This is a genomic window from Mesorhizobium loti CJ3sym (genome assembly GCF_000472785.1).
In the GTDB taxonomy this organism is placed as follows: domain Bacteria; phylum Pseudomonadota; class Alphaproteobacteria; order Rhizobiales; family Rhizobiaceae; genus Mesorhizobium; species Mesorhizobium loti_E.
Map to the genome: position 1 here is coordinate 25,683 of NZ_AXAL01000024.1, position 25,615 is coordinate 51,297.

Genomic DNA, 25,615 nt, shown 5'->3' on the forward strand with positions numbered 1-25,615 from the left:
GAAGTCTCACAGATCAATCACGCCGCGCTTGCGCAGCAGGATCCACAGGAAGAACGGCGCGCCTGATATCGCAGTGACGATGCCGATCGGCAATTCGGCCGGCGCCACGATGGTGCGGGCGACCGCATCCGCCAGAAGCAGCAGCGAGGCCCCGAGCAGCGCCGAGGCCGGCAGCAGATAACGGTTGTCCGGACCGATCAGCAGGCGCAGCAGATGCGGTACGACGATGCCGACGAAGCCGATGCCGCCACTGACGGCGACGGACGCGCCGACCGCAGCCGAGACACCGATGATGGCCGTGTACTTCAGCCGCTGCACCGGAATGCCGAGATGGCCGGCGGTCGCCTCGCCCAGTGCCAGTGCGTTGAGGCCCCGCGACAGGAACGGCATCGCCGCCAATGCCACTATGATGATCGGCCCCACAGAACCGATCTTCTGCCAGGTCGCGCCACCGAGCGACCCCAATTGCCAGAAGGTCAGGTCGCGCAATTGGCGATCATCCGCCATGAAGATGAGGATGCCGGTCAGCGCGATGGCAAGTGCTGCCAGCGCGATGCCGGCGAGCAGCATGGTGGCGACCGAGGTTTGCCCGCGCCGGGTGGCGACCTGATAGAGCACCAGTGTCGTGGCAAGGCCGCCGACGAAGGCGGCCAACGGCAGTGCAAGCGTGCCGAACAAGGCCGTTACCGGCGCTAGCACCGTGGTGCCAAGCACGATGACGGCCACCGCGCCAAGGCTGGAGCCAGCGGAAACGCCGATCAGGCCGGGATCGGCCAGCGGATTGCGGAACAATCCCTGCATGACGGCGCCCGAGACCGCGAGCGCAGCGCCGACCAGCATGCCGAGGATGACGCGCGGCAAGCGGATGTCGTAGACGATCAGGCTGTCACGGGCGCTCAGCGCTGCATCGCGGGGAACGGCTCCAAGCAGCCAGTCCCTGATAACGTTGACGGCCGAGGCATCCGATGCCCCTGATGTGAGCGACAAAAGCACGGCAGCGGCAAGCCCCAGGCACAGAAAAAGGATAACGATGCGGGCGCGACCCGAGCGGTCGCCTTCAGATGCACTCGCCAACACCTTCACCGGGCTGGCGATCGATTGATCGACCATTATATGCCTGCTCAGTCCGTGATTTCAGCGCCATAGAGCGAGACAGCGAGGTCGTGGATGGCTTCAGCCGTGCGCGGCCCGAAGCCGAGCAGATAGCCGCCATCGATGCGGATCACCTTCCGTGCGGTTCCAGCCGACGTCGAGGCGATCGACGGATTGCCGAACAGTTCGTCGTCCGATACCGGCGGTCCGGCATTGCTCATCATCAGGATCACGTCAGGCCTGGCGGTGACGATTGCCTCGTCGGACATCTGCTTGTAGCCGGAGAAGCCTTCGACGGCGTTGACCCCACCCGCCAGCTTGACAATGCCGTCGGCCGCGGTTTCGCCGCCGGCGGCCAGGATCTTGCCACCCTGTATCGACAACACGAACAGGATGCGCTTGCGCTCCCTGATCGAGGCGGTCTGCTTTTCGGCTGATGTCAGCTTGGCATCGAGCTCCTTGGCCAGCACCTCGGCCTTGGCGTCGACGCCGAGCGCCTTGCCGACGATACGGACCTTCTCGAGGATACCCTCGTGGGTATAGTGCTCGGGCACTTCGATGAACGGAACGCTGCTCTTCTTCAGCACGTCCACAGCTTCCTTGGGACCGCTGCCGTGCAGTGCCAGGATGCCGGTCGGATTGACCGACAGCACGCCCTCCGGCGACAGCGCGCGCATATAGCCGACATCAGGCAGGCCGAGCGCCGCTTTCGGATAATTGCTGGTGGAATCGCGCGCCACCAGATGTTTCTCCTCGCCAAGCGCATAGACGATCTCGGTGATCGAACCGCCTATGGCGACGATCTTCGACGGATCGGCGAAGACCGAGATGCCTTCGGTGGCGCCAGCCGGTTGCAGCGCGGCAAAAACAAGGGAAAGGCCGACCATTGCGCCACGCATGGTCGGCGATTTCGAGAAGAAAGACATCGTTATGTTCCTCAGGCTGCCGTCGGGTTCGGGATTCGCGGCAGGTTCTCGGCCAGGAAGCGCCAATCGTCGCGCTCGCTTTCGCCTTCGTGGCGTTTGCCGAAGAACTGGATGATCATCTCGCCGTTCGCAGCGTAGACCTCGAGCGAAGTGACATGGCCGTCCTTGGTCGGCTTGCGCACCGCCCAGATTTCATGGATGTGGTCCGTGCGCAGGTGCAGATGGAAGGTCTCATCCAGCACATTGATCCAGGGCCCCATCGGCTTGATCGATTTGATCGGGCCGGAGTGGATCTGGATGCAGCCGCAGTTGCCCACAAAGCACATGATCGGCATCTCGCCTTCGGCGGCGTGATGGAACATGGCCCGGACCGCGTCATTGTCGAGCAGCCAGGCATAGTCGGTGCCGACCATGCGCACCGCCTGGCGGCGGCTGAGCTTCAATGTCTTCAGCATGCCGAAGAACTGGTGCACGTCGGTCAGCCGGCTCCAGCGGTCACGCAGATCGTCAAGGTTGGCGGTCGTCGCTGTGGCTTCGCCCTCTTCGTCGAAGCCATGCCCTGAAATGTCAGCCGTCGGTTCCTGGTTGGACGATTCCAGCGAGGCGACCAGCTTCTGGTAGGCATAGAGGTTGGAGGCCGGCCGCAGATGCACCTTGTGCACGGCCTCGCCGGCCGCATCGAAGAACTGCAGGCTGCGGCGGATCTCGTCGCCATCGCGCTTTTCCACGGCAAAGCCATGTGCCCAAACTTTTGGGAAGATGCGCAGGTCGATGTTCTCGCCAAGCACCATGGCATTGTGGTTGCCGGTGACGACCTTGTCGTAGACGCCGATCTTTTCGTGAACGGCGCTTTCATTGCGGGTCAGCGCCATCACCTCACCGACCGCTTCGAGGCCGGTCAAGAGATCGTTGACGCGTGGCTCGATGCGCAGGACACCGTCGCCGCAATGCGCGGCGACCAGTTCGGCTTCCGAAATGCCGAGTTGGGCAGCTAGGTCACGCTCGCGCGTTTTCGGATTTTCCGTCCGTGCCCGCCGGATTTCATGCGGGGCGGGTTTTACGCGCTGGTCCATGTCTCGTCCCTACTGCCATGCCTTATTTGTTGAAATGGGCCTTACTTGTTGAGAATGAGCTTGCCCTGGCGGGTAATCTTCAGCCGGTAGAGCGCGCCATGATGTTCGATGCCGATCTCGTGCTCGCCCTGGAACAGCGTGTTGCTGGACAATGTTCTGACCGCCATCGGAACCCGATCGAAATGGGTGACGGGGGCTTCGTCGGAACGGCGGACGCGGTAGCGAAAGTCATTGGGATTGTGGGTGTTCATCTGGATGGATCCCTTTCCTGTGCCGGGCGACTGGCTAGGCGTTGCGTAAATCCGATTCATTTCTTGACTTGAATAATCATGTTTATTAGTCAGTGCAATACCGGATTAAATGAGTCAACATTTAACACGCCGGACGCGATCAAAAATGCCAGCGAGCCCCGGGCCAGCCAGCACGAAACCTGGAATTCTGGAGTCGGGGCATGGGGTTGATGATTTGGGAACGGCGCGGCCGGTCGGCGGCGAGCGGTATGGCGGCTTTGTTGGCAAGCGTGGCGGCAATCGCGCTGTGCGCGCCATCAGCCCACGCACAGCAGCCAACGCAGCCGGCAGGCCAGCAGACGGATCAATCGAAGAAGGCTGATGAGAAGAAAGCCGCGCCTGCGGGCGCGACGCTGCTCGACAAGATTCTCGTCATCAGCCGCACCGGCGAGACGGCGATCGAATCACTGGCGTCGGCCAGCCATCTCGACCAGGAACAGCTCGACCGCCGCATGGCGACGACGCCCAACGAGATGCTGTTCGGTGTACCCGGTGTCGCGGCACAAGCCGACGCCAGGCGCGTCAGCACCAGCATCAACATTCGCGGCCTGCAGGATTTCGGCCGCGTCGCGGTCATCGTCGACGGCGCGCGCCAGGATTACCAGCGCTCCGACCACGGTACGCAGTCGACCTTCTACATCGACCCCGAGCTCATCAAATCCGTCGACGTGATCCGGGGTCCTGTCGCCAACACCTATGGCTCGGGCGCCATCGGCGGCGTTGTTTTCTTCGACACCAAGGATGCCGCGGACTTCCTCAAGCCGGAAGAAACATGGGGCGCTTCGGTAACCGGACGCTATGAGAGCAACGGCAAGGGCTGGACCACGAGCGCAACCGGCGCGTATCGCGTCGACGAGAACTGGGATGTGCTCGGCAACATCGTCTACCGCAACTATGACGACTACAAGGACGGCGGCGGCAACACCGTCAAAGGCACCGGCTTCGACGTGCTGAGCGGCATGCTCAAGACCAGCATTCGCCCAACCGAGAACAGCGAATTGAAGCTTGGTTGGGTCGGTTCAAGCGATGGCTGGAGTGAAATCAGCGGCGGCATCCCGGTCAATGATGTCGACCTGAAGTCGAACACCTTCACAGCCCGCTACAACATCACGGACGAAGACAAGAGCTGGCTCGATCTTCACATCAACACCTCGTACAACAAGACCAATCTCGATCTCACAACGCTTGTTCCGCAGTCCCGGTTTAATCCTTCGACCGGTCTGCCGGTGATCCTGCCGGCGGGTTCGCAGTCGACGTTCGATGTCGGCACGACCTCAATCGACATCTGGAACACATCGCGATTCGAGACGGCCGGCATCGCGCACGAGTTGACCTATGGCGGCGACTGGGTGGGTGACGACGTCAAGACCGGCGGCGCCGCCGGTGGCGACAGCTTCTACACGCCTTCCGGCAAGCGCAATGTTTCCGGCGCCTATGTCCAGGACAAGCTCAGCTGGGAATGGCTCGAAGTCATCGCCGGGCTGCGCTATGACAATTACAGCCTCAAGGACAGCAACCACGAGACATCAGGCGACCGGCTGTCGCCGCGCATCACCGTCGGTGTCACGCCATTTGAAAGCGCCGGCCTCGATGGGCTGCAATTCTACGGCACCTACGCCGAGGGCTATCGCTCTCCATCACTGACGGAAACGCTGATCAGCGGCCGCCACCCGGCGGGCGTCACCTTCCCGTTCCTGCCCAATCCGAACCTTAAGCCCGAAACCGGCAAAACAGTCGAGGCTGGCATCAACTACAAACAGAACGATATTTTCGAGGCCGGCGACGCGCTTCGTATCAAGGCGGCCTATTTCAACAATGACGTGGGTGACTACATCCAGGGCGTGTCTTTCCCCGCGTCATTCACGAACCCCGCAAGCGCCTGCCCCGTTGACTTCAGCCAACTGGGAAGCAACCCCGGCTACATCCCGATCTGCTTCCAGTATCAGAACTTCGCCAAGGCCAAAATCAACGGCATTGAGATCGAAAGCGTCTACGATGCCGGATGGGGCTATGCCGGTCTTTCCGCATCGATCACCAATGGCCACACCATTTCCTATGCCGGAGTGCGCGGTGAACTGCTCACCATCCCCTCCTCACAGGTCACTGCTCAGCTCGGCCTGCGCTTCCTCGAGGACAAGCTGACCGTCGGCGGCGAAGTGCAGTACAACGGCAAGCCGAAGGGCAGCCCGATCGCTGACGACTACACGCTGGTCAATGCCTTCGTCAGCTATCAGGCGACCGACAATCTGAAGATCGATTTCCGCGCCGACAATCTGTTCGACGTCAAATATGCCAATGCGCTCAACGTCGTCCCGGCCACGACGCCCGGCGCGCAGTCGACATTCGCGGCCTACGAGCCCGGCGTAACGTTAAAGCTGGCGGCAACAATGCGATTTGGAGGCTGATAACCATGAAGAGCTTGACGACATCCCTTCGTCTGCTGACCTCGACGTTTGCGATGTCGCTGGCGATGGTTCCGGCGTGGGCTGAAGAGTCCGCGCCGGTCCCCGCGCTGACCCTCGAACTCAACGCCGCGCAACCATCCGAAAAAGGTTGCCGGCTGACCTTCCTGGTCAACAACAACCTTGGTGCCGACCTCTCCAAGGCGGCGTTCGAGATCGCGCTGTTCAACCAAGCGGGCGTCGTCGACCGGCTGACCGTGCTTGACTTCAAGGACCTGCCGGCCGGCAAGACCAAGGTGACGCGCTTCGATCTGGCCGGCACCGACTGCACCAAGGTCAGCCGCGTGCTGATCAACAGCGCCACCGAATGCGCCGGCACCGGCGTCGAGACGAGTGCCTGCATGCGCAAGCTGAAGACCGACACCAAGACCGGTATCGCTTTCGGCGTCTGAAGTGGGACTGCATCGCGCATTCCCCGCAAAGACCGTGGCAGGACCCCTGGCCGGCTTCGATTGGTTGCCGTTTGAGGCAACCGATCTTGATTTGGCAAGTCTACGCGCGTCGCTGCAATTTCCCGCCCGCGACATGCAGGAAATCAGTCCCCTCCCCGACGCTGGCAGCGAGTTGGCAATAGCGCCGGCCGAGCGGCTCGCGCCGGCGCGGCCGTCTGCCTGGAGTGGCAAGTGGACAGCGGCGATCGTTATCTCGTGCGTGCTCCATGCCGCAGTGGCGGCCGCCTTTCTGATCTCGACCGCCGGCAGATCCGATTTACAGGACACCATGCAGTCGGAAGGCAGCGATCAGACCGGCGACAAGGTCGCCGGCAGCGCGCTGGACAAGGACCCGGCGGCAATCAATGTCACACTGGTGCAAAAACCGGAGCCTGCCAAACCGGAACCCGCAAAGGCAGCCAGGCCGGAGCAGCCGACAAAACCGTCGCAGCCCGTACAAGAAGCCGTGCAGCATACTCTCACGCCCGAACAAGCGAAGCCACTGCCTAAGCCCTTGCCGGAAGCTGTCAAACAACCAGCGGTCACGCCAGACATACTGGTGGCGGCGACCCCGCGCCCCGATGACCAAAGCGTGGCTGCCAAAGCCGAGACGCCGGCACAGCCGAGCGCGCAGGCCGAAGCCATCGAAATGCCTGTCGCCGCTCCAGAGCAACCGCCGATCCCAAGCGCCAGGCCAACGCCGGCGGCCGTCCCTTCAAAAGCTGTGGACGAGAAGCGCGGCACCGCTGACGGCCAGGACCGGCTGGCTCAGGCGGCCAGCAAGGGCAAAAAACAGGAAGAGCCAGGCAGCGCCGCAGAAGACAGCTACCGCGGCGACGTGATCAGAAAGCTCAGTCGTGTCAATCGAGCCGTCCCGCCTTCCCTGCAACTGACCGCGCGCAACAATGCCGTTGTGACCTTCGTTATCAGCAGCAGAGGCGGCATCGATGACCTGCGTATCCTGGAAAGCTCCGGGTCGCAGACCTTCGACCAGATCGTGCTTGGCATCGTTCGCAAGGCAGCGCCTTTCCCGCCTATCCCACCCAAAATCGGCAGCAGCCTGGAGTTCACCGGCGCCATCGGACCGTTTTGAATGCCCCCCTTTCAAGCCATTAGAAATCCCTGCAATCCATTGATTTTAAAAGGAAAGCCCATGTACATCGCCATGAACCGCTTCAAGGTGCAGAACGGCTCGGAGGCCGATTTCGAGGCTGTCTGGAAAAACCGTGATTCCAGCCTTGCCGAGATGAAGGGTTTTCGCGAATTCCACCTGCTGCGCGGCCCGGTCAACGAGGCCGAGGGCTACACGCTTTTTGCCTCGCACACGGTGTGGGCGAGCCACGATGATTTCGTCGTCTGGACCAAGTCGGAGAATTTCCGTGCCGCCCACAGGAATGTCGGCACGACCAAGGTCCACTATCTCGGCCACCCGCAATTCGAGGGCTTTTCCGTCGTCGAGGGCGCTTAGGTCGGATCAGGCACTGGCGAGCAGGCTGGCATTGCCACCCGCCGCCGTGGTGTCGACGCAGACAGCGCGCTCATGAGCATAGGCCGCCGGGTTGAGCACTTCGCTGACCAGCGGCACAATCGGGCCAGTCCAATCGGCGATGACCTTGCGCACGATGCGTGCGGCTTCTTGTGTCCCGGAAAAAGCGACGACATCGACGCGCAGCGAGCGCGCTTCGACCGGATCAGGCCGGCCATCTATGGCCGCCAGCGGCAGGCCCTTGCCGGTCAATGCGGAAAGTGCGGCCGGTGCCCCTGGAGCCACGGCCAGCACCGCATTGCCGGCGGCGAGCGCCTGGATCGTCTGGGCGAGCAGAGTGTCAGCGTCGGGACCAAGGCACAGCACGCGCCCGCGCGGCGACAGCGACAGCGTGTTGGCCTCGCCGGTTGGTCCAGGCAGATCGACCTGACCGAAATCGATTGCAGCGGCCGCACCAATGGCGGCCGCCCCCTTGCCGCGCAGATGTTTTCTCAGGATCGCAATTCGATCCGGCCGCGTCGACCAGCCGCCAAGCGCTGGATCGGGCAGATTGTCGGCAAGCTCGGTCGCGGTCACCTTGTGGCCTTCTCCCACATGCGTGCCGGCCTCAGGTCCCCTGCGGAAGCGCCGAAGATAATGCGGCCCACCGGCCTTTGGCCCGGTGCCGGATAGGCCTTCGCCGCCAAATGGCTGCGAGCCGACGACGGCGCCGATCTGGTTGCGGTTGACATAGATGTTGCCTGCATGAATGCCATCGACGAAATGCTGGACACGGCCCTCGATGCGGGTGTGCAGGCCAAAGGTCAGGCCGTAGCCCTTGCGGTTGATCTCGGCGATCACCGTATCAATCTTGTCGGCATCGAAACTGGCGACATGCAGCACCGGCCCGAACACCTCGCGCTCCATCTCCTCGATGCCTTTGACGCGGAAGACATGTGGCGCGACGAAGCGGCCATCCTTCGGCGCCTCGAGCTTGGCGATCAGCCGGCCCTGCAGGCCCATTCTGGTGCAATAGTCCCGGATGGAGCTTTGGGCCTCCTCGTCGATGACCGGACCGACATCGGTCGAGATTTGCCAGGGATCACCGATGTTGAGCGCCTCCATGGCGCCTTTCAGCATCTCCAGCATCTTTTTCTCGACGTCCTTCTGCACATAGAGCACGCGCAGCGCCGAGCAGCGCTGGCCAGCGCTCTGGAAGGCCGAGGCCAGGATGTCGCGCACCGCCTGTTCGGGCAGCGCGGTGGAATCGACGATCATCGCATTCAAGCCACCGGTCTCCGCGATCAGCATCGCGTCGGGTGCGGCGGTCTCGGCCAATTGCTTCTCGATCAGCTTGGCAACCTCGGTCGAGCCGGTGAAGCAGACACCGGCAATGCGTGGATCAGCGGTCAGCGGACCACCGACCGAAGGGCCGTCACCGGGCAGAAGCTGGATGACATCTTCCGGCACGCCGGCCTCGCGCAAAAGTTCGACGGCGCGGAAAGCGATCAGCGGTGTCTGCTCGGCCGGCTTGGCGATCACCGAATTGCCGGTGACGAGTGCGGCAGCGATCTGGCCGGTGAAGATGGCGAGCGGGAAATTCCAAGGCGAAATGCAGACAATGGCGCCGCGCGCCTCGGTGCCGGCTTCGTTGTTGGCCGCCGCGGCGGCGTAGTAGCGCAGGAAGTCGACGGCCTCACGCACCTCGGCGACACCGTCGGCCAATGATTTGCCGGCCTCTCTTGTGGCGAGCGCGAAGAATTCGACGGCATTGGCTTCATAGAGGTCGGCGGCGCGGTTGAGGATAGCGGCCCGCTCGGCGACCGACCGCCTCGCCCAGGCCGGCTGCGCCTCGACCGCGAAGCGCACGGCGGTCGCAACCTGCTTGGCGGCGGCCTCGTGAACCGTGCCGACCACTTCCTCAGGCTTGGCCGGATTGACGATCGGACGCTGTTTGCCATAGCCGGCAGCCCGCGTGATCGGCTTGGCATGCCAGCGATCCGAGCCGGCGAAGGCCGCCTTGGCCTTGTCGATCGCCGCCAGCGTCACCGTGTCGGTGATATCGAATCCCTTCGAATTATGGCGGCCGGCGCCAAAGATCTGGGACGGCCGAGCAATCGCCGGATTGGCGGCAGGGCCTTGATCCTCGACTGTCTCCAGTGGATCGCGCGCGATATCCTCCGGCTCGACATCCTCGTCGGTCAGCTGGTGCACGAAGGAGGAATTGGCGCCGTTCTCCAGCAGCCGGCGAACCAGATAGGCAAGCAGGTCGGAATGCGCGCCGACCGGCGCATAGATGCGGCAGCGTGTGCCCTCCGATTTACGCACCGTCTCATGCAGCGCCTCGCCCATGCCGTGCAGGCGCTGGAACTCGAAGGTGTCGCGATTGTCAGCCATCGACAGGATGGCAGCAACGGTATGCGCATTGTGGGTGGCGAATTGCGGATAGATGCGGTCGGTCATGCCAAGCAGTTTTTTCGCGCAGGCCATGTAGGAAACGTCGGTGTTGGCCTTGCGGGTAAAGACGGGATAGCCGGTAAGCCCAAGCGTCTGCGCCCGTTTGATCTCGGTGTCCCAATAGGCGCCCTTGACCAGCCGCACCATGATGGTGCGGTCGTACTTTTTCGCCAGCGCGTAGAGCCAGTCGATGGTGAAAGCAGCCCTCGGGCCATAGGCCTGGACGACGACGCCAAAACCGTTCCAGCCGGCGAGTTCCGGATCGGCCAGCACCCGCTCGATCACGTCAAGCGACAGATCGAGGCGATCCGCCTCTTCGGCGTCGATGTTGAGGCCCATGCGCGAATGTCTGGCTGCGAGCGCCAGCGCCAGAAGCCGCTCGGCCATGACCGGCAGCATCTCTTCCTTCTGCGCCACCTCGTAGCGTGGATGCAGCGCCGACAGCTTGACCGAAATGCCGTGATTCTGCCTGATATCAGGACCGTTGGAGCCGGAATCGAGCGATGAAATCGCATCGGCATAGGCCTTGAGGTAACGCAGGGCGTCAGCCTCGGTGCGAGCCGCCTCGCCCAGCATGTCGAAGGAGTATAGATAGCCCTTCTGAATCATTGGCCGGCCGCGCTTGACGGCTTCCGCAATGGTGCGGCCGAGCACGAACTGCTCGCCCATCTCGCGCATGGCGGCGGCCACCGCCTTGCGGATGACCGGCTCGCCCAGTCGGCGCACCATCGAGCGCAGCGTGCCTTCGATGCCGCCCTCGCCCTCGTCGAGGACGCGGCCTGTCAGCATCAGTGCCCAGGTCGAGGCATTGACGAAGATCGAGCTCGAACCGCCGGAATGCGCCGACCAGTCGTGCGGCGCGATCTTGTCGGCGATCAAATCGTCCATCGTCTCGGTGTCCGGCACGCGCAGCAGCGCCTCGGCCAGGCACATCAGCGCCACGCCTTCCTTGGTGGAGAGTCCATAGGCCGAGAGGAAGACCTCCATCAGCCGGGGCTCGGATGAGCCGCGCACCGCCCGCACCAGATCGGCGGCTCGCGCCGAGATCGTATTGCGATCTTCTGCCGAAAGCCCTGTCGCCTCGGCCAGCCGTTTCACGGCCTCGTCCTCGTCAGGCAGATAGTTGGCGCGGATCTGCTGGCGGATGGCATCGAGCGGCATGGCGGTCCCGTGGATCGAGCAAAGGGGAGCGGGCCGGCGGTCACCGGACCGAATGGCGCAAGCTAGCACAGCTCCGAATTTTGAGCCGGTCCAAAGAAATCGACATAGCAGGTCATTCGAACTATCATGGAGGCCCCAGATAAGTATGTGGACTGCAATTTAGATGACAGAAGATCAATTGGACCGCATCGACCGGAACATCCTGTCGGCGCTGGCAAGCGATGGCCGGCTTTCGATGTCGGAACTCGCGGCAAAGGTCGGTCTGTCCAAGACGCCCGTGCAGGCACGGGTCAAGCGGCTCGAGAAGGATGGCTATATCAGGGGCTATCAGGCGATCATCGACCGCGAGCGCATGGGTGAAGGCCATGTCGCCTTCGTCCAGGTGAAATTGTCCGATACCAGGTCGGCAGCGCTCGACGCTTTCAACCGGTCGGTGCAGGCCGTGCCGGAGATCGAGCAATGCCATATGATGGCGTCGAGCTTCGATTATCTGCTGAAAGTCCGCACCCGGGACATCGCCGCCTATCGCCGCGTGCTCGGCGAGCGTATCTCGGCCCTCCCGCATGTCGCCCAGACCTCGACCTTCGTGGCGATGGAGACGGTGAAGGACAGGTGACTCTATTCCGACAGCGTCTTTAAAAACGCCACCAGCGCGGCGCGCTCGCGGTCCGACAGCTCCAGCGGGTGAATCTCGCTTGTCCCCTCCACACTCGGCGCCGCCTTGGCGTAGTGCGCCACAACCTCGTCAAGCGACGAAAACTGGCCGGCATGCATGTAAGGCGGCCGCGTTGCCGCGCCCCGCAGCGACGGCGTCTTGTAGGCGCGCATCAGTTGCGGCGCATCCTTGACCATGAACCGCAGTTCGCCGCATGCGCTGGCATCACCATCGCGATAGGCGCCAAAACAGTTGAATGGATCGGCCTCGACCTGTGCCACAGCGTCAATGCGACCGCGATCCAAGGGCAGGTCGGCGACAGGCGGCGCCCCGGTGTTGTGAAAGCTGTTATCCGTTAAGCGCGGGCCGTTGTGGCAGATCACGCAATTGGCCTTGCCGATGAACAGTTTCAGCCCAAGAATTTCTTCCCGTGTAAAGACGGCGTCGTCCTTGGGCTCGGCGCCGGTAGCAAGGTCCAGCGCGAAGCGGTCGAAGCGCGTCTGCGCCGGCTCGATCGAGCGTTCGAAAGCCGCTATCGCCTTGCCGATATTGGCAAAGACGCGGTTTATCGCGTCGCGTTGCGTATCGCTCATCGCGTTCCAGGCGGCCTTTTCGGCATCGGTTCCAAGCGGGCTGGCGTTCAATGGCAAGCCGGCAAAATCGGGCAGCGGCCCGAAGATGCGCTCATAGCGCTCGCCGAAACGCGTCTTGATATAATGCGCGTAGGCGGCGCGGTTTCCCGCCTGCTCCAGTGGGTTCTCAAGCGGCGTCACCGCTTGCGCCCACAGGCTGTCGCGGCGACCGTCCCAGAAGAACCAGGGGTCGCGTGCCACGCCGGCCAGCGCCATGGTGCGTCGGTTGGTGCGGCCGACGCCGACAGCTTGCGGCAGATCGTCCTGGAACTGGCGGTCGATCTTGTGGCAGGTCGAGCATGACACCGTGCCGTCGCGACTCATGCCCAGATCGAAGAACAGCGTCGAGCCAAGCGCGGCAGCCGCCGGCACGTCGGCAAAACGATTGGTGGTGTCGGGCTGCAACGAAGGCAATGTGTTGAGGGCCAGCGAAGCGATGGTTTTCTTCTCGGCGTCGGAGAAATCCGGCTTGCCGCAGCCGACAAGGATGACGGCCACGGTCAGCGCCAAAAAGCAGAAAAGGCGCTTCATCGGCCGCTCACAGCACCACGTTGAACAGCACCGTATCGGAGCCGGCAGAGGCCGAGATGGCGAAATGCAGCTGCCACAAGCCACTCATCGTGAACTTCACCCCTTCGATCCGGTAGCGCCCATCGCCGAGATAATCGGTCGCCTGCGGGCTGGTCGGCAGGCCGTGATCGTGCTGCGGCATGCCGCCGGAGATCGCGATCGCGGCTCCTTCCACCGGCGCGCCGGCCTTTGTCTTCAAGGTGAGCAGCCAGGATTCCAATTCGCCCTGCCGCACAACGCCCCGCTCCGGCGAAAAACTTGCCACGAACAGCCCGTTGTCGCTGTTTCGCGTGCGCGAGACATCCGGGCCGACGGTCTGCGCCGATTGCGGCGCCGTCAGATAGACGACCGCCAGAATGCCGACCAGCAACGCAGCCAGACCAAGACCCGCCAGGAGATAACGCCATAATGATGCCAAACCGGTTCCTCTTCTGCGGACAACGTTCCGCCGGGCGGATCGCGTCCCGCCAGCCTGTGGGAAAACGCTGTGGCGCAAAAATGCCTGCTTGCCAAGCATGGCGCTGCCGCTGGCAAAAAGCTACAGCACCGAAATCACTGGAGGATTGCAGATGGCGGGAAACGGCGTCGCCTCGATCGGCGAATGCATGCTCGAACTGTCGGGCCAGACCGGCCCGAACTGGCGCATGGGTTTTGCCGGCGACACGTTCAACACGCTGTGGGCGCTGCATGCGTTGAGCGGCGACCGCCCTGCAACCTATGTCTCGGCCTTCGGCGACGACCCCTTCTCGCAGGGCCAGATCGGCTTCTTCGCTGAAAACGGCATCGGCATCGGTTCCAGTCCGGTGATACCGGGCGCCCGCCCCGGCCTTTATGCCATCACGCTGACCGGTGCCGAGCGCTCCTTCACCTACTGGCGCGGCGACGCCGCCGCCCGGCAGCTTGCCTCGGACCCTACGGCACTCTCTAAAAACCTTGAAAATCAGGCGCTTGTGTACTTTTCCGGAATCACTTTGGCAATTCTGGACGATGCCGCGCGGGCCACGTTGCTGGCGGCTGTCGCCAAGGCACGGGCGGCGGGCTCGCTGATTGCCTTTGATCCCAACTACCGGCCACGGCTGTGGCGCAATCGCGAGGACGCGCAGGCAGCGATCGTCGCGGCGCTTGGCGTCACCGACATCGCCCTGCCGACCTTCCCTGACGAGCAGATGCTGTTTGGGGATGCGACACCACAGGCGACCGCCGAGCGGCTCCGGCAACGTGTCGGCGAGGTCATCGTTAAGAATGGCGAGCAACCGGCGCTGATTGCCGAAAACCGAATAGTGCACGACGTCCCGGCGATCCATGTCGCGGCGCCCGTCGATACCACCGGCGCTGGCGATTCCTTCAATGGCGCCTATCTGGCGGCGCGTCTTGCCGGCCATGGCCCGCAGGAAGCGACAAGCCGAGCCCATCGCGTCGCCGCCGCCGTGGTGCAGGTCCGCGGCGCGCTGGCGCCATTCGAGACGCTACGAGTAGCATTCGCCAACTAAGGTCTGTTGAGATTCAGGTCAGGCCGAGTCGAAAATGGTGGCTTCCGAGAACCGGAGCGGAGCGTACTTTTCGTACGTGAGCACCGGAAGCTGCCATTTGCAGTCCGGCCTCACCCGAACATCAGCAGGCCTTAAGGCAGGCGGAAGCGGTATTCCGTGACATGGTGATAGATCGCGCCAGGCCACAGCGTCGCCTGTGGAAAATACGGCCGATTCGGTGCATCCGGCCATATCTGCGGCTCAAGGCAGAAGCCGGAAAAAGCCTTGTAGTCCCGCCCTTCCAGCCCCTTGCGCGGCGTCACATACTGGCCGGTATACAGCTGGACGCCGGGCTCCGTGGTCCAGACCTCCATCTCGACACCGGAATTCGCGCCTTGCGCCCATGACGCTTGCCGCAGCGGCCCGCGCGCCGAGGCAAGGCAGAAATTCTGGTCGTAAGGCAGCTGCTCACCCTCAGTCTCCATGCGCAGTGGCCGCGCCTGGCGGAAATCGAAAGGCGTGCCGTCGACTGGCTTGACCACGCCAGTCGGGATCATGTCACCATCGACCGGCAAGTAGGCGCCGGCATTCAGCATCATCCGGTGGTCGAGAATGTCACCGGCGCCGCCATCATCGAGGTTGAAGTAAGAATGCTGGGTGAGATTGCACAGCGTCGGCTCCTCGCAGGTCGCCGTCAGCTCAACGCTGAGCGTGCCGGGGATCTTCAGCCGGTAGGTGCAGGTGACGTCGAGTGCCCCGGGAAAGCCCATCGTGCCATCGGGATCGTGGAGCGTCAGCGTGACGAAATCCCGACCGTGCAGCGAAACCGTCCATGGCCGATGGGAATAGCCTTGCGAGCCGCCATGCAGCGTGTGCTTTTCCAGGAAGTTTTGTTCGGTCTGGTAGCGATTGCCGGCAATGGCAAAACGGCCATCATGGATGCGATTGGCGTAGCGACCGACGATCGCGCCAAAGAACGTGTTATTGGTCTCATAGGCTTGCAGATTGTCGTAGCCGAGCACCAGCGGCGCATCGTGCCCGGTCAGGCGCAAATCCTGGATGACAGCACCGAACCCGATGATGTTGGCAGTGATACCGCCGCCCCTGATCGTGAAGCGGCGCACCGCCTCGCCCGCCTGCGTCGTGCCGAAAACCTCGCCGTCCTTCATCACCATGCCCGCAAACGCCAGTTAATCCAAGGACTCGGCAGGTTCTTGCCAACCTAAGGCAGGCAGGTCATGGACCTGCCAACCTTAGGGCCAGTCTATCAGAGGCCGAGGCCGCCGATGCACACATATTTGGTATCGAGATAGTCTTCGATGCCCTGATGTCCGCCTTCCTTGCCAAGGCCCGATTCCTTGACGCCGCCGAACGGCGCCTCTGGCGTGGTGATCAGGCCTTCATTGACGCCAACCATCCCGTATTTCAGCCCTTCCATGACGCGGAAGGCGCGGCCGAGGTCGCCGGTGTAGAAATAGGCGGCAAGGCCGAACTCGGTATTATTGGCGAGCGCGATGGCTTCCGCTTCGGTCTCAAACTTGAACACCGGGGCGATCGGGCCAAAAATCTCTTCCTTCATGAAGCGCATGTCGGGCTTCGCATTGGCGATGACGGTCGGCTGGAAGAACGAACCGCCAAGCGCGTGGCGCTTGCCGCCGGCAACGACCTTGCCGCCCTTGGACGTGGCGTCGGCGATGAATTCCTCGACCTTCTCGACAGCCTTTTCGTCGATCAGCGGCCCCTGCTGCACGCCCTCTTCCAGGCCCGAGCCAACCTTCAGGGCATTGCTGGCGGCGACCAGCTTCTCGACAAACTTGTCGTAGACACCGGCCTGCACGAGGAAGCGGTTGGTGCAAACGCAGGTCTGGCCTGAATTGCGATACTTGGCCGTGATGGCGCCGGCAACGGCACGCTCGATATCGGCATCGTCGAAGACGATGAACGGCGCGTTGCCGCCGAGTTCCATCGACACTTTCTTGACAGTGACGGATGACTTCTGGATGAGCATTTTGCCGATCTCGGTCGATCCGGTGAAGGTGATCTTCGACACCAGAGGGTTGGCGCAGATCTCGTCGCCGATCTCGCTGGCCGAACCGGTCAGGATGTTGACGACGCCCTTGGGGAAGCCGACTTCCTCCGCCAACGCACCCCAGGCGAGCCCGGAATACGGCGTCTGCGAGGCAGGCTTCACCACGGCCGTGCAGCCGGCGGCGAGAGCAGGCCCGAGCTTGCGGGCGAGCATCGAGGACGGGAAATTCCACGGCGTGATGGCGGCGATGACGCCAACCGGTTCCTTGGTCACCAGAATGCGGCGGTCCGCCCATGGCGACGGCACAACGTCGCCATAAGTGCGACGGCCCTCTTCGGCGAACCACAAGATATAAGCCGCGGCAGAGCCGATCTCGCCCTTCGATTCGAACAGCGACTTGCCCTGCTCGATGGTCAAGAGTTCGGCCAGCACGTCCTGATTGTCCATCATCGCGTCATGCAGCTTGCGCAGCAGCTTCGAGCGTTCGAGCGCTGTCGTCTTGCGCCAGGTCTTGAACGCTTCGGCGGCGGAGTCGATGGCACGGCGGGTCTCGGCCTTGCCCGACTTCGGCACGGTGCCGATCTTGAGGCCGGTGGCCGGGTTGTTGACGTCGACCGTCTGGCCGCTGTCGGCCTGCACCCATTCGCCGTTGATGAGATTGGCCTGCCGCATGAAATGGCTGGTTTTCTGAAGCATGGTGTAGCCTCCGCTCGGCGCACTGACGGGCCGGTATCTGGATTTTCTTCGATGAACGTGCCCGATGGTATCGAGGCCGGGACACTGGAGCCAGTGCTCTTTACCTAGGGCAAGCCACGCAATCAATTGCAAGATGGCATATAGGCTTTGGGCCAGTACGAAACCAGCCGGAGACGACCTAGCCGTAGACGAACTAGCCGTAGACATGGAGAACCACGGTCAGCCAGAGGGCCGTGGTGACGGCGGCACAGGCCGTGGCGATGGTCATCTGGTTCGATGCCAGCGCCTGCCCGGTGTTGAACTGCACGGCAATCAGATAGGAATTGATGCCGGAGGGCAGTGCCGCCACTACGACTGCCACCTTGGCCGTCAAGGGCGGCAGGCCGAGCAGCCAGACGAAGGCGAGAACCAGCGCCGGCATCAAAAACAGCTTCAGCGCTGAAAGCGCCAGTGCCGGCCGGACATTGCCTGATATGCCGAAGCGGCGCAGGCTGAGCCCCATGGCAAACAGCGCCACCGGCCCGGCGGTATCGGCCAGCGCATCGACCAGCCGCATGACGAGATCCGGCAGTGGCACACCGGTCAGGCGCCATGCAAGCCCCAGCAGAATGCCGATGATCAGCGGATTAAGGAACAGCCGTCTCAGGAAACTGCGGATAACACGCAAGGGATGCACGGGTTCGCTACCGCTGCGGCCGAACATCTCGAAGAGCACGATCGAGGCCATCATCATGATTGGCAGGTGCACGGAAACCAGCAGAGACAGCACTTCGAAGCCGCTCGGGCCGAATATGCCCAGGATGAACGGTGCGCCGAGCAGAACTACGTTGGAATAGGCGGACGAGACGCCGCCGACCACGCCGGCGCGCGCGTCGCGCCCGAATATCCGCGTGGTGACGACATGGCCGGCTGCCCAGGTGATGGCCACTGCCGCGAAATAGGCGCCCCACAGCGACCATGGCGCCACGCCGTGGAAGTCGGAATTCACCATGGTCTGGAACAGAAGCAGCGGCATCGCCACCGAGACCGCGAAATCGGATATCCCCTCGCCACTTGACGGTTTCAGATAGCCGGTGAGCCCGGCGAGATAGCCGAGCGCCACGAGGCTGAAGACGAAGAGGACCGTTTCGGTAAGCGGCGACATTCTTCAGGGATAGGCGAGCCACGGTCGCGGCGCAATCACGCCCGAATTTGATCATGGTCCAATGGCAGCGTTATAGAGGGTTTGGAGTATCAGGGCGGAAACGAACGACAAATGACCTTTGTCGAAACCTCAGGACGCAATTTTTTAGCACGGATGCGGCTGACGGCTTTCGTCGCCGCGCTGTTTTGTCTAGCCGCGACGGCGCTTGCATCAGCTGAAACGAAGAGCCTCAAGGGCGTGGCGCTGATCATCGGCCAGTCGAATTACCTGCACATCGCTGCCCTCGCCAATCCGGCCAACGATGCCCGCGACATGGCCAAGATGCTGACCGATCTCGGCTTCGACGCCCGCAACGTCACCGATCGCGATGCCGCCAAGCTGAAACGCGACCTGGAACGGTTCGTCGAGGATGCCGAAGGCGCCGACGTCGCCTTCATCTACTATTCCGGCCACGGCATCGAGGCCGGCGGCGAGAATTATTTGGTTCCGGTCGATGCCGACGTCTCCTCGCTGAAGGATGCCGACAATGCGCTGGTGCCGATTTCCGCCGTTATGGACGAACTGAAAAAGACCGTGCCGGTGACGATCGTGCTGCTCGATGCCTGCCGCACCAATCCGTTTCCGCCGGATGCGGTCGTGCGCCGCGCGCCGACCGCTTCCGCCGAGCCGATCGGCGCTGGCGGGCTGGAGCCGGTGCGTGGCGCCAAGGCGCTCGGCACTGCGCCTGCGACCGATGCGAGCCTCGGCACCGTAATCGGCTTCGCTGCCGAGCCGGGTCGCCCGGCGCTGGACGGCGCGGCTGGTGAGAACAGCCCCTATGCGGCCGCCCTGCTGCGGCACCTCGCGGCGATGAAAGGCACCGAATTCGGCTCAGTCATGCGCATGGTGACCGAAGAGGTCTATCTCGACACCAAGGCAAAGCAGCGCCCCTGGGTCAATGAAAGCCTGCGACGGCTGCTTTATTTCGGCGTGGCACCGCCCGAACCGACCGGCGATGACGCGCTGATCACCGGTGAACGGCGGCAACTGCTGTTGACCATTTCCGACCTGCCAGACCCCAAGCGGGCACAGGTGGAACTGGCATCACTGCAAGAGGGCGTGCCGCTCGACGCGCTTTATGGCGTGCTAAGGGCGCTCGGCACCGAAAAAATCCCGGAAGATCCGTCAGAGCTGCAAAAGGTGCTCAATTCCCAGGCCGAGCGCCTGAAGAAGATGATGGCGGAACGCAATGCGCTGCGCACCGACGATCCGGAGATCACCCGCCTCGTCGCCTCGGCCGACAAGGCCATCGGCCAGGGCGCCATGGCGACGGCGCGCAAATTCCTCGATGACGCGGTCGGCAGGGTCGAGCAGAACAGCGGCGCTGTCGACCAGGCCGAGGAACTGGTCAAGCAGAAACGAATCGCCGACGCCGCCATCTATGCCAAACGCGGCGACGCCTCGGCGCTGATCTTCGATTACAAATCCGCCGCCAACGACTACGCCAAGGCGTTCTCGCTGGTCGAGAAATGGGACGAGAAGCTGCGCTGGAACTACAAGAACCAGGAAGCCGAAGCGCACAACTCTTACGGCTATGCCACCGGCGATCTCGATTCGCTGCAGCAGGCGATCGAAGCCTACCGCATCATCCTGAACTTCATTCCCAACGGCGAACAGAACCGCGACTGGGCGATCACCCGCAACAACATGGCGGTGGTGCTGCAAAACATCGGCGAGCGCGAGACCGAAACCGCGCATCTCGAAGAGGCGGCACAGATCTTTCGCGATTCGCTTGTCGTCTTCGAGCGCGAGAAAGACGATCGCAACTGGGCCGCGGCACAGAACAACCTTGGCAATGTTTTGCTGAAGCTCGGCGAGCGCGAGAGCGATCCCAAGCACTTGAATGAAGCGGTGGCGGCGATGCGCGCCACACTCGACAAGCGTCCGCGCGACAAGCTTCCGCTCGACTGGGCATCCTCACAGAACAATCTCGGGCTCGCCCTCTATGCGCTCGCCGAGCGTGAACCCGTCGGCGAGCACCTGAAGCAGGCCGAAGCCGCCTATAGGCTGGCGCTTGAGGAATACACGCGCGCAAAAACGCCGGTGGAATGGGCGATGGTCGAGAACAATCTCGGCAACACGCTGGTGACGCTTGGCATCCAGCTCAACGACAAGGCGAGGATCAACGAGGCAGCCGATGCGTTCCGCGCCGCGCTCAAGGTGCGAACCCGCGAAACCTTTCCGGTATCCTGGGCGACCAGCCGGCTCAACCTCGGCAACGCCCTGAGCGGCGTCGCCCGCTTCGATATGGACACAAGCACGCTCGACGAGGCGGCGGCGGCCTATGATGATGCGCTGACGGTGTTTACCCGGCAGCGCTTCCCGTTGGATTGGGCGTCGGCGCAGAACAATCTCGGCTCGATCTATCAGACGCTCGGCCAGCGCACCCGTGACGCGGCCAAGCTGGAACAGTCGGCGGCAGCGTTCCAGGCAGCCCGGCAGGTCTATGTCAGGCGGAAATTCCCGCAGGACTGGGCGATGAGCTACTACAATCTCGGCAACACACTGCAGCTTCTCGGCGGCGTGACGGACAAACCCGAGCACTACAGCGAGGCTGAAGACGCCTACCGCAATGCATTGCGCGAATACAAGCGCGAGACGAATCCGCGGCAATGGGCGCTGACCCAGGCTGGCCTGGGCTCAACGCTGCACTGGCTGAGCATGAGCAACGCCGATCCCAGGATCCTGCAGGATTCGATCGCAGCGCGCAGGGCGGCACTCGAAGTGCTGACCATCGAAGCGGCCCCGATCGACTGGGCCAACGCCCAGAACGGCATCGGCATGAGCCTGCTCAATCTCGGCAACCTCCAGCGCACCGGCAAATACCTCGACCAGGCCGAGGCGGCTTTCACGGCGACGTTGAAGGTGTTCACCAGGGAAAGCCAACCGCTGCAGTGGGCCTTCGAACAGAACAACCTCGGCGACGTCTACTGGAGCCGCGCCAGCTATGGCGGCGGCAAGCCGGAATATCTCAAAGCCATCGAATTCTTCGAGAATGCCAAGCAGGGCTTTACCGAAGCCGGCTACACGATCCCCATTCCGCTTACCGACCAGAAGATCGACCTGGTGAAAAAGCAGATCGCCAAAAAGTGAGGCTGCCGAGGCCGCGGACGCTTCGCTTGTCTTTGTGCCCGCTTTCCAATCCCTATATGCGAATGGTCGGAGTCTGATGCCAGGCTCCTGGGAAGGGTTGCGATGATCCGATTTGCCTTGGCGCTGTTCCTGCTTGTTGTCCCGGCCGCGGCCCATGCCACGGATGCCGGATGGGCGCTGCTGCGCGATGGCGGCCATGTGGTGCTGCTGCGCCATGCCATGGTCACCGGCACCACCGACCCCGCCAATTTCGACATCGACAGCTGTGCCACCCAGATCAACCTGTCGGCGCGTGGCAAGCAGCAGGCAAGCAAGATCGGAGCCCTGTTTGCCGCACGCGCGGCCCCCATCGAGCGTGTCCTGTCCAGCCGCTATTGCCGTTGCCTCGACACCGCGCGCATCGCCTTCGAGGCCGAGCCGGAGCTTTTTGCGCCGCTCGATCTCTTGAAGGGCGACGATGCCCAGAAAGCAGCGCAGATCGCCGCCATCATGAAGGAAATCCGCGCCTATTCCGGCTCCGACAATCTGGTCATGGTTACCAATCTGGAAGATATCGTGGCGCTGACCGGCATTTCGCCGCGTGAGGGCGAGGCCGTGGTCGTCGAGCCGCAGGGCGATGGTCTGCGCGTCCTCGGCCGCGTCACGTTCTAGAGCAATTCCAGGAAAAGTGTGAAGCGGTTTTCCGTCCGGAATTGCGTCCAAACAATGAGTTAGAGTAATTCGCCGTTTCCGTGAAACGGTGAAATACTCTCGCGATGACCAGTGCCAACTGACGTCTCAGTAAGCAGCCACGCATCGATGCGGAATTTCCACGTCTCGATCATGCGCGCGAAGGCATCCTCCGTCAGTTCAGACAGATAGGATTCTCCCGCCGCGTTCAGAGCCGTGAACGTATAGTCAATCGATGCTTCGGTGCCGCCATCAGCAGTCGAACGGCAGGCCACTTCGACAAATCCGAAACGCGAGTCTGGCGTGACCCTGACATAGCGGACACGATGCGCGGTTGGATCCCAATCGGCGCAAGCCCAGAGCGTCGTCTCGTCGCCGTGGACGGTTCGGAAAACCATGCCTTGCCGCGTTTGTCCGCTTTGCGGGTGCAGAAATTCCGGGTCCCAGCCCTCTACCCACAAGGTCTCGCCGATCGGCGTGAACAGCGGGAAGACCCGGTCGACCGGACCGGAAAGGACGATGCTGTGGCTGCGTTCAAGATGGTTTTTCATGCGCCTTCCCTTTACATTCCGTCAGAGGATGGCGCGTCAATGAGACCGTGGCTGTCCGCCGCGCCAAGTTCCAGCCCATAGATGCGCTTCAATTGGCTGATCGTTTCGAGCGTTTCGGGTGAGAACGGCGCCTGCCCTTCGAAAGCATGCAACACGATGCCTTCGATGAGATCACCGAGACTCATGTCGCGATGTTCGGCCAGCGCCTTGAGCACCTTCACCAATCGTTTTTCCAGACGAACCCCGGTCTGCACGCGTTCTATATCCATAGTCAGATATGTACCATGGTACATTGGTACATGCAATCGCCGATGGGCTGGTGTTGCCGAAATGCCACCGCCGAAAGAAGCCGCAAATTCGCCGCGACAATGCCGCTTGCGACAACCCGTCGCAGGGGCTATAGGCGCGCTCCCGGTCACGAGAACCGAAGCGAGCACAACGGTTGGAGCTTTCGTCTCCGCCCGTGCAGACGGCTTTGCCGCCCTGTATACGGCGCCGCTTTGGGGATTGGGATTGCGGGTGTAGCTCAGAGGTAAGAGCGCCGGATTTGGGTCCGGAGGTCGAGGGTTCGAGTCCCTTCATCCACACCACGGATAGCTCAGTTTGGTAGAGCATCAGATTGTTAATCTGACTGTCGAAGGTTCGATTCCTTCTCCATTGGCCCGATAAGCCAGCACCCTGCCACGGTGTTATCTGAAAAACGGTTCGGGGACTGGAATGCTGAAGACCTGACGGACGACCGAACCTTCGGGCTGAGGGCGTATCGCAAGGTCCGACGCCATCGGCTCGCGGCCAGGCCCGCGGTGATGGTCAAGGCGCAGCGTCGTCGGCAAGGCAGGCCAAGGCTTGCCGAGCCCGCGTCCCTGCCCCGCGATCCGCTCCCGCAGGCCCGCCACGGATTGATGCCACCAGTCCCCGGATCATTCGTGCCCGGAATGACGATGTGAAACGAGAAACGAAGGGAAGATCGACGCATGAGTTGACGCCTCGCATGGGGCCATGCCCGACAGGAGTAAGACAATGACTGTTCTCGACAAGGTTCTTGGACGCGAGCGCGTCCTCGTAAAAGAAAACGAACGTGCCCTCACCCTCTACAAGGGGGAGATCAAGGCTGTCTTGCTGCCGGGCGAGCACGCGCTCGTCAACCGGCGCGGCAACCTTGAGGTGTCCCGGCACGATCTGAAGAACCCGGAATTCGTTTCGGCATACGAGAAGGCGTTGTTCGACAAGCTCCCGGATGTGGCCGCGCGTCATTTCACTGTCGTTCGCACCGGGCGCACGGATGTCGCCGTCATCGAGCGTGACGACAATCTGCATGCCGTGCTGGCCCCGGATCGCAAGCTGGTGCTGTGGACGGATGCCGGGCCGTGGAAGGTGACGATGGTCGATACCGCGGCCGATCTCGCCATCGATCCGGCGGTCATGCGCCGGCTCGGCCAGGCCCGGAAGACGGAATTGATGTCCGTCCACCCGGTCGTTGACGGCCAGGCCGGATTGCTGTTCGTCGACGGTGTCCTGGTGCGGACGTTGTCGGCCGGAGTGCATGCGTTCTGGAATGTCGGACGCTTGGTGCAGGTGAAGGTCGTCGACCTCAAGCGCCAGTCGCTTGACGTCGCCGGGCAGGAAGTGCTGACCAAGGATCGCGTGACGATCCGCGTCAACATCGCAGCCGAATACCGGGTCGTCGATCCGGTCAAGGCGGTGAGTACGGTGAAGGACTTCTCCGAGGCCCTTTACCGCGCCCTGCAATACGCCTTCCGCAAGACGCTGAGCGCGCTGACGCTCGACCAGATCCTTGAAAAGAAGGTGACGGTCGACGAGGAAGCTGCGGCCAAGGTTCGTGCCGACATGGCCGAGATCGGGGTCGAGGTCAGCGATATCGCGCTCAAGGATGTCATCCTGCCGGGCGAGATGCGCGAGATCCTCAACCAGGTGGTTTCGGCCGAAAAGCAGGCCGAAGCCAATGTCATCCGCCGCCGCGAGGAGACGAACGCCACGCGTTCCCTCCTCAACACGGCCAAGGTGATGGCCGAAAACCCGGTGATGCTGCGGCTGAAGGAGCTCGAGGCTCTGGAAACCATCGCCGGCAAGGTCGAGCGGCTGACCGTCCACAACGGGACGAGCGGACTGCTCAACGACCTGGTCAAGCTCCGCGAGAGCTGATGCATGTCGCCCGAAAGTGGTTTCGGTTTTGGGAAAACGACATGCATCGAAACAGAGACTAACGTTGCGTCAATGGAAGGGCCGCCGGGTTGACCGGCGGCCCTTCTTGCGTTTCTTGGGTACGCTTCCCATCTGCGCCCGGACTATCAGGCCTTTTCCTGCCGGGAAAAACCGATTAGACAGCGCCGAAACAAGATGCGGACAGATTCCGCCCGCAAAGAAGGAAAAGCCCCGTTGTCCACCACGAATTCCACCACGTTCGACAAAGTCGCCAAGATCATTGCCGACACCAGCGAGATCGATATCGACACCATCACGCCCGAGAGCCACACGATCGACGATCTCGGCATCGACAGCCTCGATTTCCTCGACATCGTCTTTGCCATCGACAAGGAATTCGGCATCAAGGTGCCGCTGGAAAAGTGGACCCAGGAAGTCAATGACGGCAAGGCTTCGACCGACGATTACTTCGTCATGAAGAACCTGTGCGCCAAGATCGACGCGCTGGTCGCCGCCAAGACCGCCTGATATCGGCCGGCGTGCGGCCT

Annotated in this window: 22 protein-coding genes and 2 tRNA genes; 12 read left to right on the forward strand and 12 right to left on the reverse strand. The window is 62.5% G+C overall.

Annotated elements, in window-relative coordinates:
- Nucleotides 1–6: 6 nt before the first annotated feature.
- From A3A9_RS0127695 to hemP, 4 genes are read right to left on the reverse strand one after another with little or no spacing between them, the layout of a single operon-like run.
- Nucleotides 7–1,110: a FecCD family ABC transporter permease gene (locus tag A3A9_RS0127695; protein WP_027061544.1), complete on the reverse strand. Its 1,104-nt coding sequence runs from the start codon at nucleotides 1,108–1,110 to the stop codon at nucleotides 7–9.
- 11 nt (nucleotides 1,111–1,121) lie between these two features.
- A complete protein-coding gene (locus A3A9_RS0127700; protein WP_027061545.1) occupies nucleotides 1,122–2,018 on the reverse strand; it encodes a heme/hemin ABC transporter substrate-binding protein in 897 nt (298 codons plus the stop codon).
- Nucleotides 2,019–2,029: 11 nt separating this feature from the next.
- Nucleotides 2,030–3,091 carry a hemin-degrading factor gene (locus tag A3A9_RS0127705; RefSeq protein WP_027061546.1) on the reverse strand — a complete coding sequence of 354 codons (1,062 nt, stop codon included), beginning with the start codon at nucleotides 3,089–3,091 and terminating at the stop codon, nucleotides 2,030–2,032.
- 41 nt (nucleotides 3,092–3,132) lie between these two features.
- The gene (gene hemP, locus A3A9_RS0127710; protein WP_027061547.1) at nucleotides 3,133–3,342 is read right to left on the reverse strand and encodes a hemin uptake protein HemP; all 210 of its coding nucleotides are present in this window, start codon (nucleotides 3,340–3,342) and stop codon (nucleotides 3,133–3,135) included.
- Nucleotides 3,343–3,542: 200 nt separating this feature from the next.
- Here hemP and A3A9_RS0127715 point away from each other — a divergent pair, with 200 nt between their 5' ends.
- The 4 genes from A3A9_RS0127715 to A3A9_RS0127730 are packed head-to-tail and all read left to right on the forward strand — an operon-like array spanning nucleotide 3,543 to nucleotide 7,742.
- Nucleotides 3,543–5,786: a TonB-dependent hemoglobin/transferrin/lactoferrin family receptor gene (locus A3A9_RS0127715; protein ID WP_027061548.1), complete on the forward strand. Its 2,244-nt coding sequence runs from the start codon at nucleotides 3,543–3,545 to the stop codon at nucleotides 5,784–5,786.
- A 5-nt stretch (nucleotides 5,787–5,791) separates the two neighbouring features.
- The gene (locus A3A9_RS0127720) at nucleotides 5,792–6,235 is read left to right on the forward strand and encodes a hypothetical protein (RefSeq protein ID WP_027061549.1); all 444 of its coding nucleotides are present in this window, start codon (nucleotides 5,792–5,794) and stop codon (nucleotides 6,233–6,235) included.
- A gap of 1 nt (nucleotide 6,236) precedes the next feature.
- Nucleotides 6,237–7,367 (forward strand): energy transducer TonB family protein, encoded by a 1,131-nt coding sequence (locus A3A9_RS0127725; RefSeq protein ID WP_343286141.1) that lies wholly within the window; start codon nucleotides 6,237–6,239, stop codon nucleotides 7,365–7,367.
- A 60-nt stretch (nucleotides 7,368–7,427) separates the two neighbouring features.
- Nucleotides 7,428–7,742 (forward strand): antibiotic biosynthesis monooxygenase family protein, encoded by a 315-nt coding sequence (locus tag A3A9_RS0127730; protein ID WP_027061551.1) that lies wholly within the window; start codon nucleotides 7,428–7,430, stop codon nucleotides 7,740–7,742.
- A 6-nt stretch (nucleotides 7,743–7,748) separates the two neighbouring features.
- On the opposite strand, the gene putA is transcribed toward A3A9_RS0127730, so the two are convergent.
- Nucleotides 7,749–11,357: a bifunctional proline dehydrogenase/L-glutamate gamma-semialdehyde dehydrogenase PutA gene (gene putA, locus A3A9_RS0127735; RefSeq protein WP_027061552.1), complete on the reverse strand. Its 3,609-nt coding sequence runs from the start codon at nucleotides 11,355–11,357 to the stop codon at nucleotides 7,749–7,751.
- Between the two features lie 163 nt (nucleotides 11,358–11,520).
- On the opposite strand from putA, the gene A3A9_RS0127740 reads away from it, so the two are divergent.
- Nucleotides 11,521–11,973 (forward strand): Lrp/AsnC family transcriptional regulator, encoded by a 453-nt coding sequence (locus tag A3A9_RS0127740; RefSeq protein WP_027029407.1) that lies wholly within the window; start codon nucleotides 11,521–11,523, stop codon nucleotides 11,971–11,973.
- Nucleotides 11,974–11,975: 2 nt separating this feature from the next.
- Here the strand turns inward: A3A9_RS0127740 and A3A9_RS0127745 are convergent, their stop codons facing one another.
- Together A3A9_RS0127745 and A3A9_RS0127750 are read right to left on the reverse strand one after the other, a co-directional pair.
- Nucleotides 11,976–13,175: a cytochrome-c peroxidase gene (locus A3A9_RS0127745; RefSeq protein ID WP_027061553.1), complete on the reverse strand. Its 1,200-nt coding sequence runs from the start codon at nucleotides 13,173–13,175 to the stop codon at nucleotides 11,976–11,978.
- 7 nt (nucleotides 13,176–13,182) lie between these two features.
- The gene (locus A3A9_RS0127750; RefSeq protein ID WP_027061554.1) at nucleotides 13,183–13,632 is read right to left on the reverse strand and encodes a FixH family protein; all 450 of its coding nucleotides are present in this window, start codon (nucleotides 13,630–13,632) and stop codon (nucleotides 13,183–13,185) included.
- Nucleotides 13,633–13,783: 151 nt separating this feature from the next.
- On the opposite strand from A3A9_RS0127750, the gene A3A9_RS0127755 reads away from it, so the two are divergent.
- Nucleotides 13,784–14,704 carry a sugar kinase gene (locus A3A9_RS0127755; protein ID WP_027061555.1) on the forward strand — a complete coding sequence of 307 codons (921 nt, stop codon included), beginning with the start codon at nucleotides 13,784–13,786 and terminating at the stop codon, nucleotides 14,702–14,704.
- A 131-nt stretch (nucleotides 14,705–14,835) separates the two neighbouring features.
- Here the strand turns inward: A3A9_RS0127755 and A3A9_RS0127760 are convergent, their stop codons facing one another.
- From A3A9_RS0127760 to A3A9_RS0127770, 3 genes are all read right to left on the reverse strand, one after another.
- A complete protein-coding gene (locus A3A9_RS0127760; protein ID WP_027061556.1) occupies nucleotides 14,836–15,858 on the reverse strand; it encodes an aldose epimerase family protein in 1,023 nt (340 codons plus the stop codon).
- Nucleotides 15,859–15,950: 92 nt separating this feature from the next.
- Nucleotides 15,951–17,408: an NAD-dependent succinate-semialdehyde dehydrogenase gene (locus tag A3A9_RS0127765; RefSeq protein ID WP_027061557.1), complete on the reverse strand. Its 1,458-nt coding sequence runs from the start codon at nucleotides 17,406–17,408 to the stop codon at nucleotides 15,951–15,953.
- A gap of 193 nt (nucleotides 17,409–17,601) precedes the next feature.
- Nucleotides 17,602–18,552 (reverse strand): AEC family transporter, encoded by a 951-nt coding sequence (locus A3A9_RS0127770; RefSeq protein WP_027061558.1) that lies wholly within the window; start codon nucleotides 18,550–18,552, stop codon nucleotides 17,602–17,604.
- Between the two features lie 111 nt (nucleotides 18,553–18,663).
- Here A3A9_RS0127770 and A3A9_RS0127775 point away from each other — a divergent pair, with 111 nt between their 5' ends.
- Nucleotides 18,664–21,684 (forward strand): caspase family protein, encoded by a 3,021-nt coding sequence (locus tag A3A9_RS0127775; protein WP_027061559.1) that lies wholly within the window; start codon nucleotides 18,664–18,666, stop codon nucleotides 21,682–21,684.
- Between the two features lie 102 nt (nucleotides 21,685–21,786).
- On the forward strand, nucleotides 21,787–22,335 hold the full coding sequence (locus tag A3A9_RS0127780) for a histidine phosphatase family protein (RefSeq protein WP_027061560.1): 549 nt from the start codon (nucleotides 21,787–21,789) through the stop codon (nucleotides 22,333–22,335).
- 59 nt (nucleotides 22,336–22,394) lie between these two features.
- On the opposite strand, the gene A3A9_RS39630 is transcribed toward A3A9_RS0127780, so the two are convergent.
- Nucleotides 22,395–22,904 (reverse strand): hypothetical protein, encoded by a 510-nt coding sequence (locus A3A9_RS39630; RefSeq protein ID WP_063827795.1) that lies wholly within the window; start codon nucleotides 22,902–22,904, stop codon nucleotides 22,395–22,397.
- An 11-nt stretch (nucleotides 22,905–22,915) separates the two neighbouring features.
- Nucleotides 22,916–23,158, reverse strand: a complete 243-nt coding sequence (locus A3A9_RS0127790) for a hypothetical protein (protein WP_245279139.1) — start codon at nucleotides 23,156–23,158, stop codon at nucleotides 22,916–22,918.
- Between the two features lie 261 nt (nucleotides 23,159–23,419).
- On the opposite strand from A3A9_RS0127790, the gene A3A9_RS0127795 reads away from it, so the two are divergent.
- From A3A9_RS0127795 to A3A9_RS0127810, 4 genes are all read left to right on the forward strand, one after another.
- Nucleotides 23,420–23,494 (forward strand) — tRNA-OTHER (locus A3A9_RS0127795).
- A gap of 1 nt (nucleotide 23,495) precedes the next feature.
- Nucleotides 23,496–23,561: transfer RNA gene (locus A3A9_RS0127800), tRNA-Asn, on the forward strand.
- Nucleotides 23,562–23,924: 363 nt separating this feature from the next.
- Entirely contained in the window at nucleotides 23,925–25,067 is a 1,143-nt protein-coding gene (locus A3A9_RS0127805) for a slipin family protein (protein WP_027061562.1), read from the forward strand.
- Between the two features lie 234 nt (nucleotides 25,068–25,301).
- Nucleotides 25,302–25,595: an acyl carrier protein gene (locus A3A9_RS0127810; protein WP_027029416.1), complete on the forward strand. Its 294-nt coding sequence runs from the start codon at nucleotides 25,302–25,304 to the stop codon at nucleotides 25,593–25,595.
- Nucleotides 25,596–25,615 lie beyond the last annotated feature (20 nt).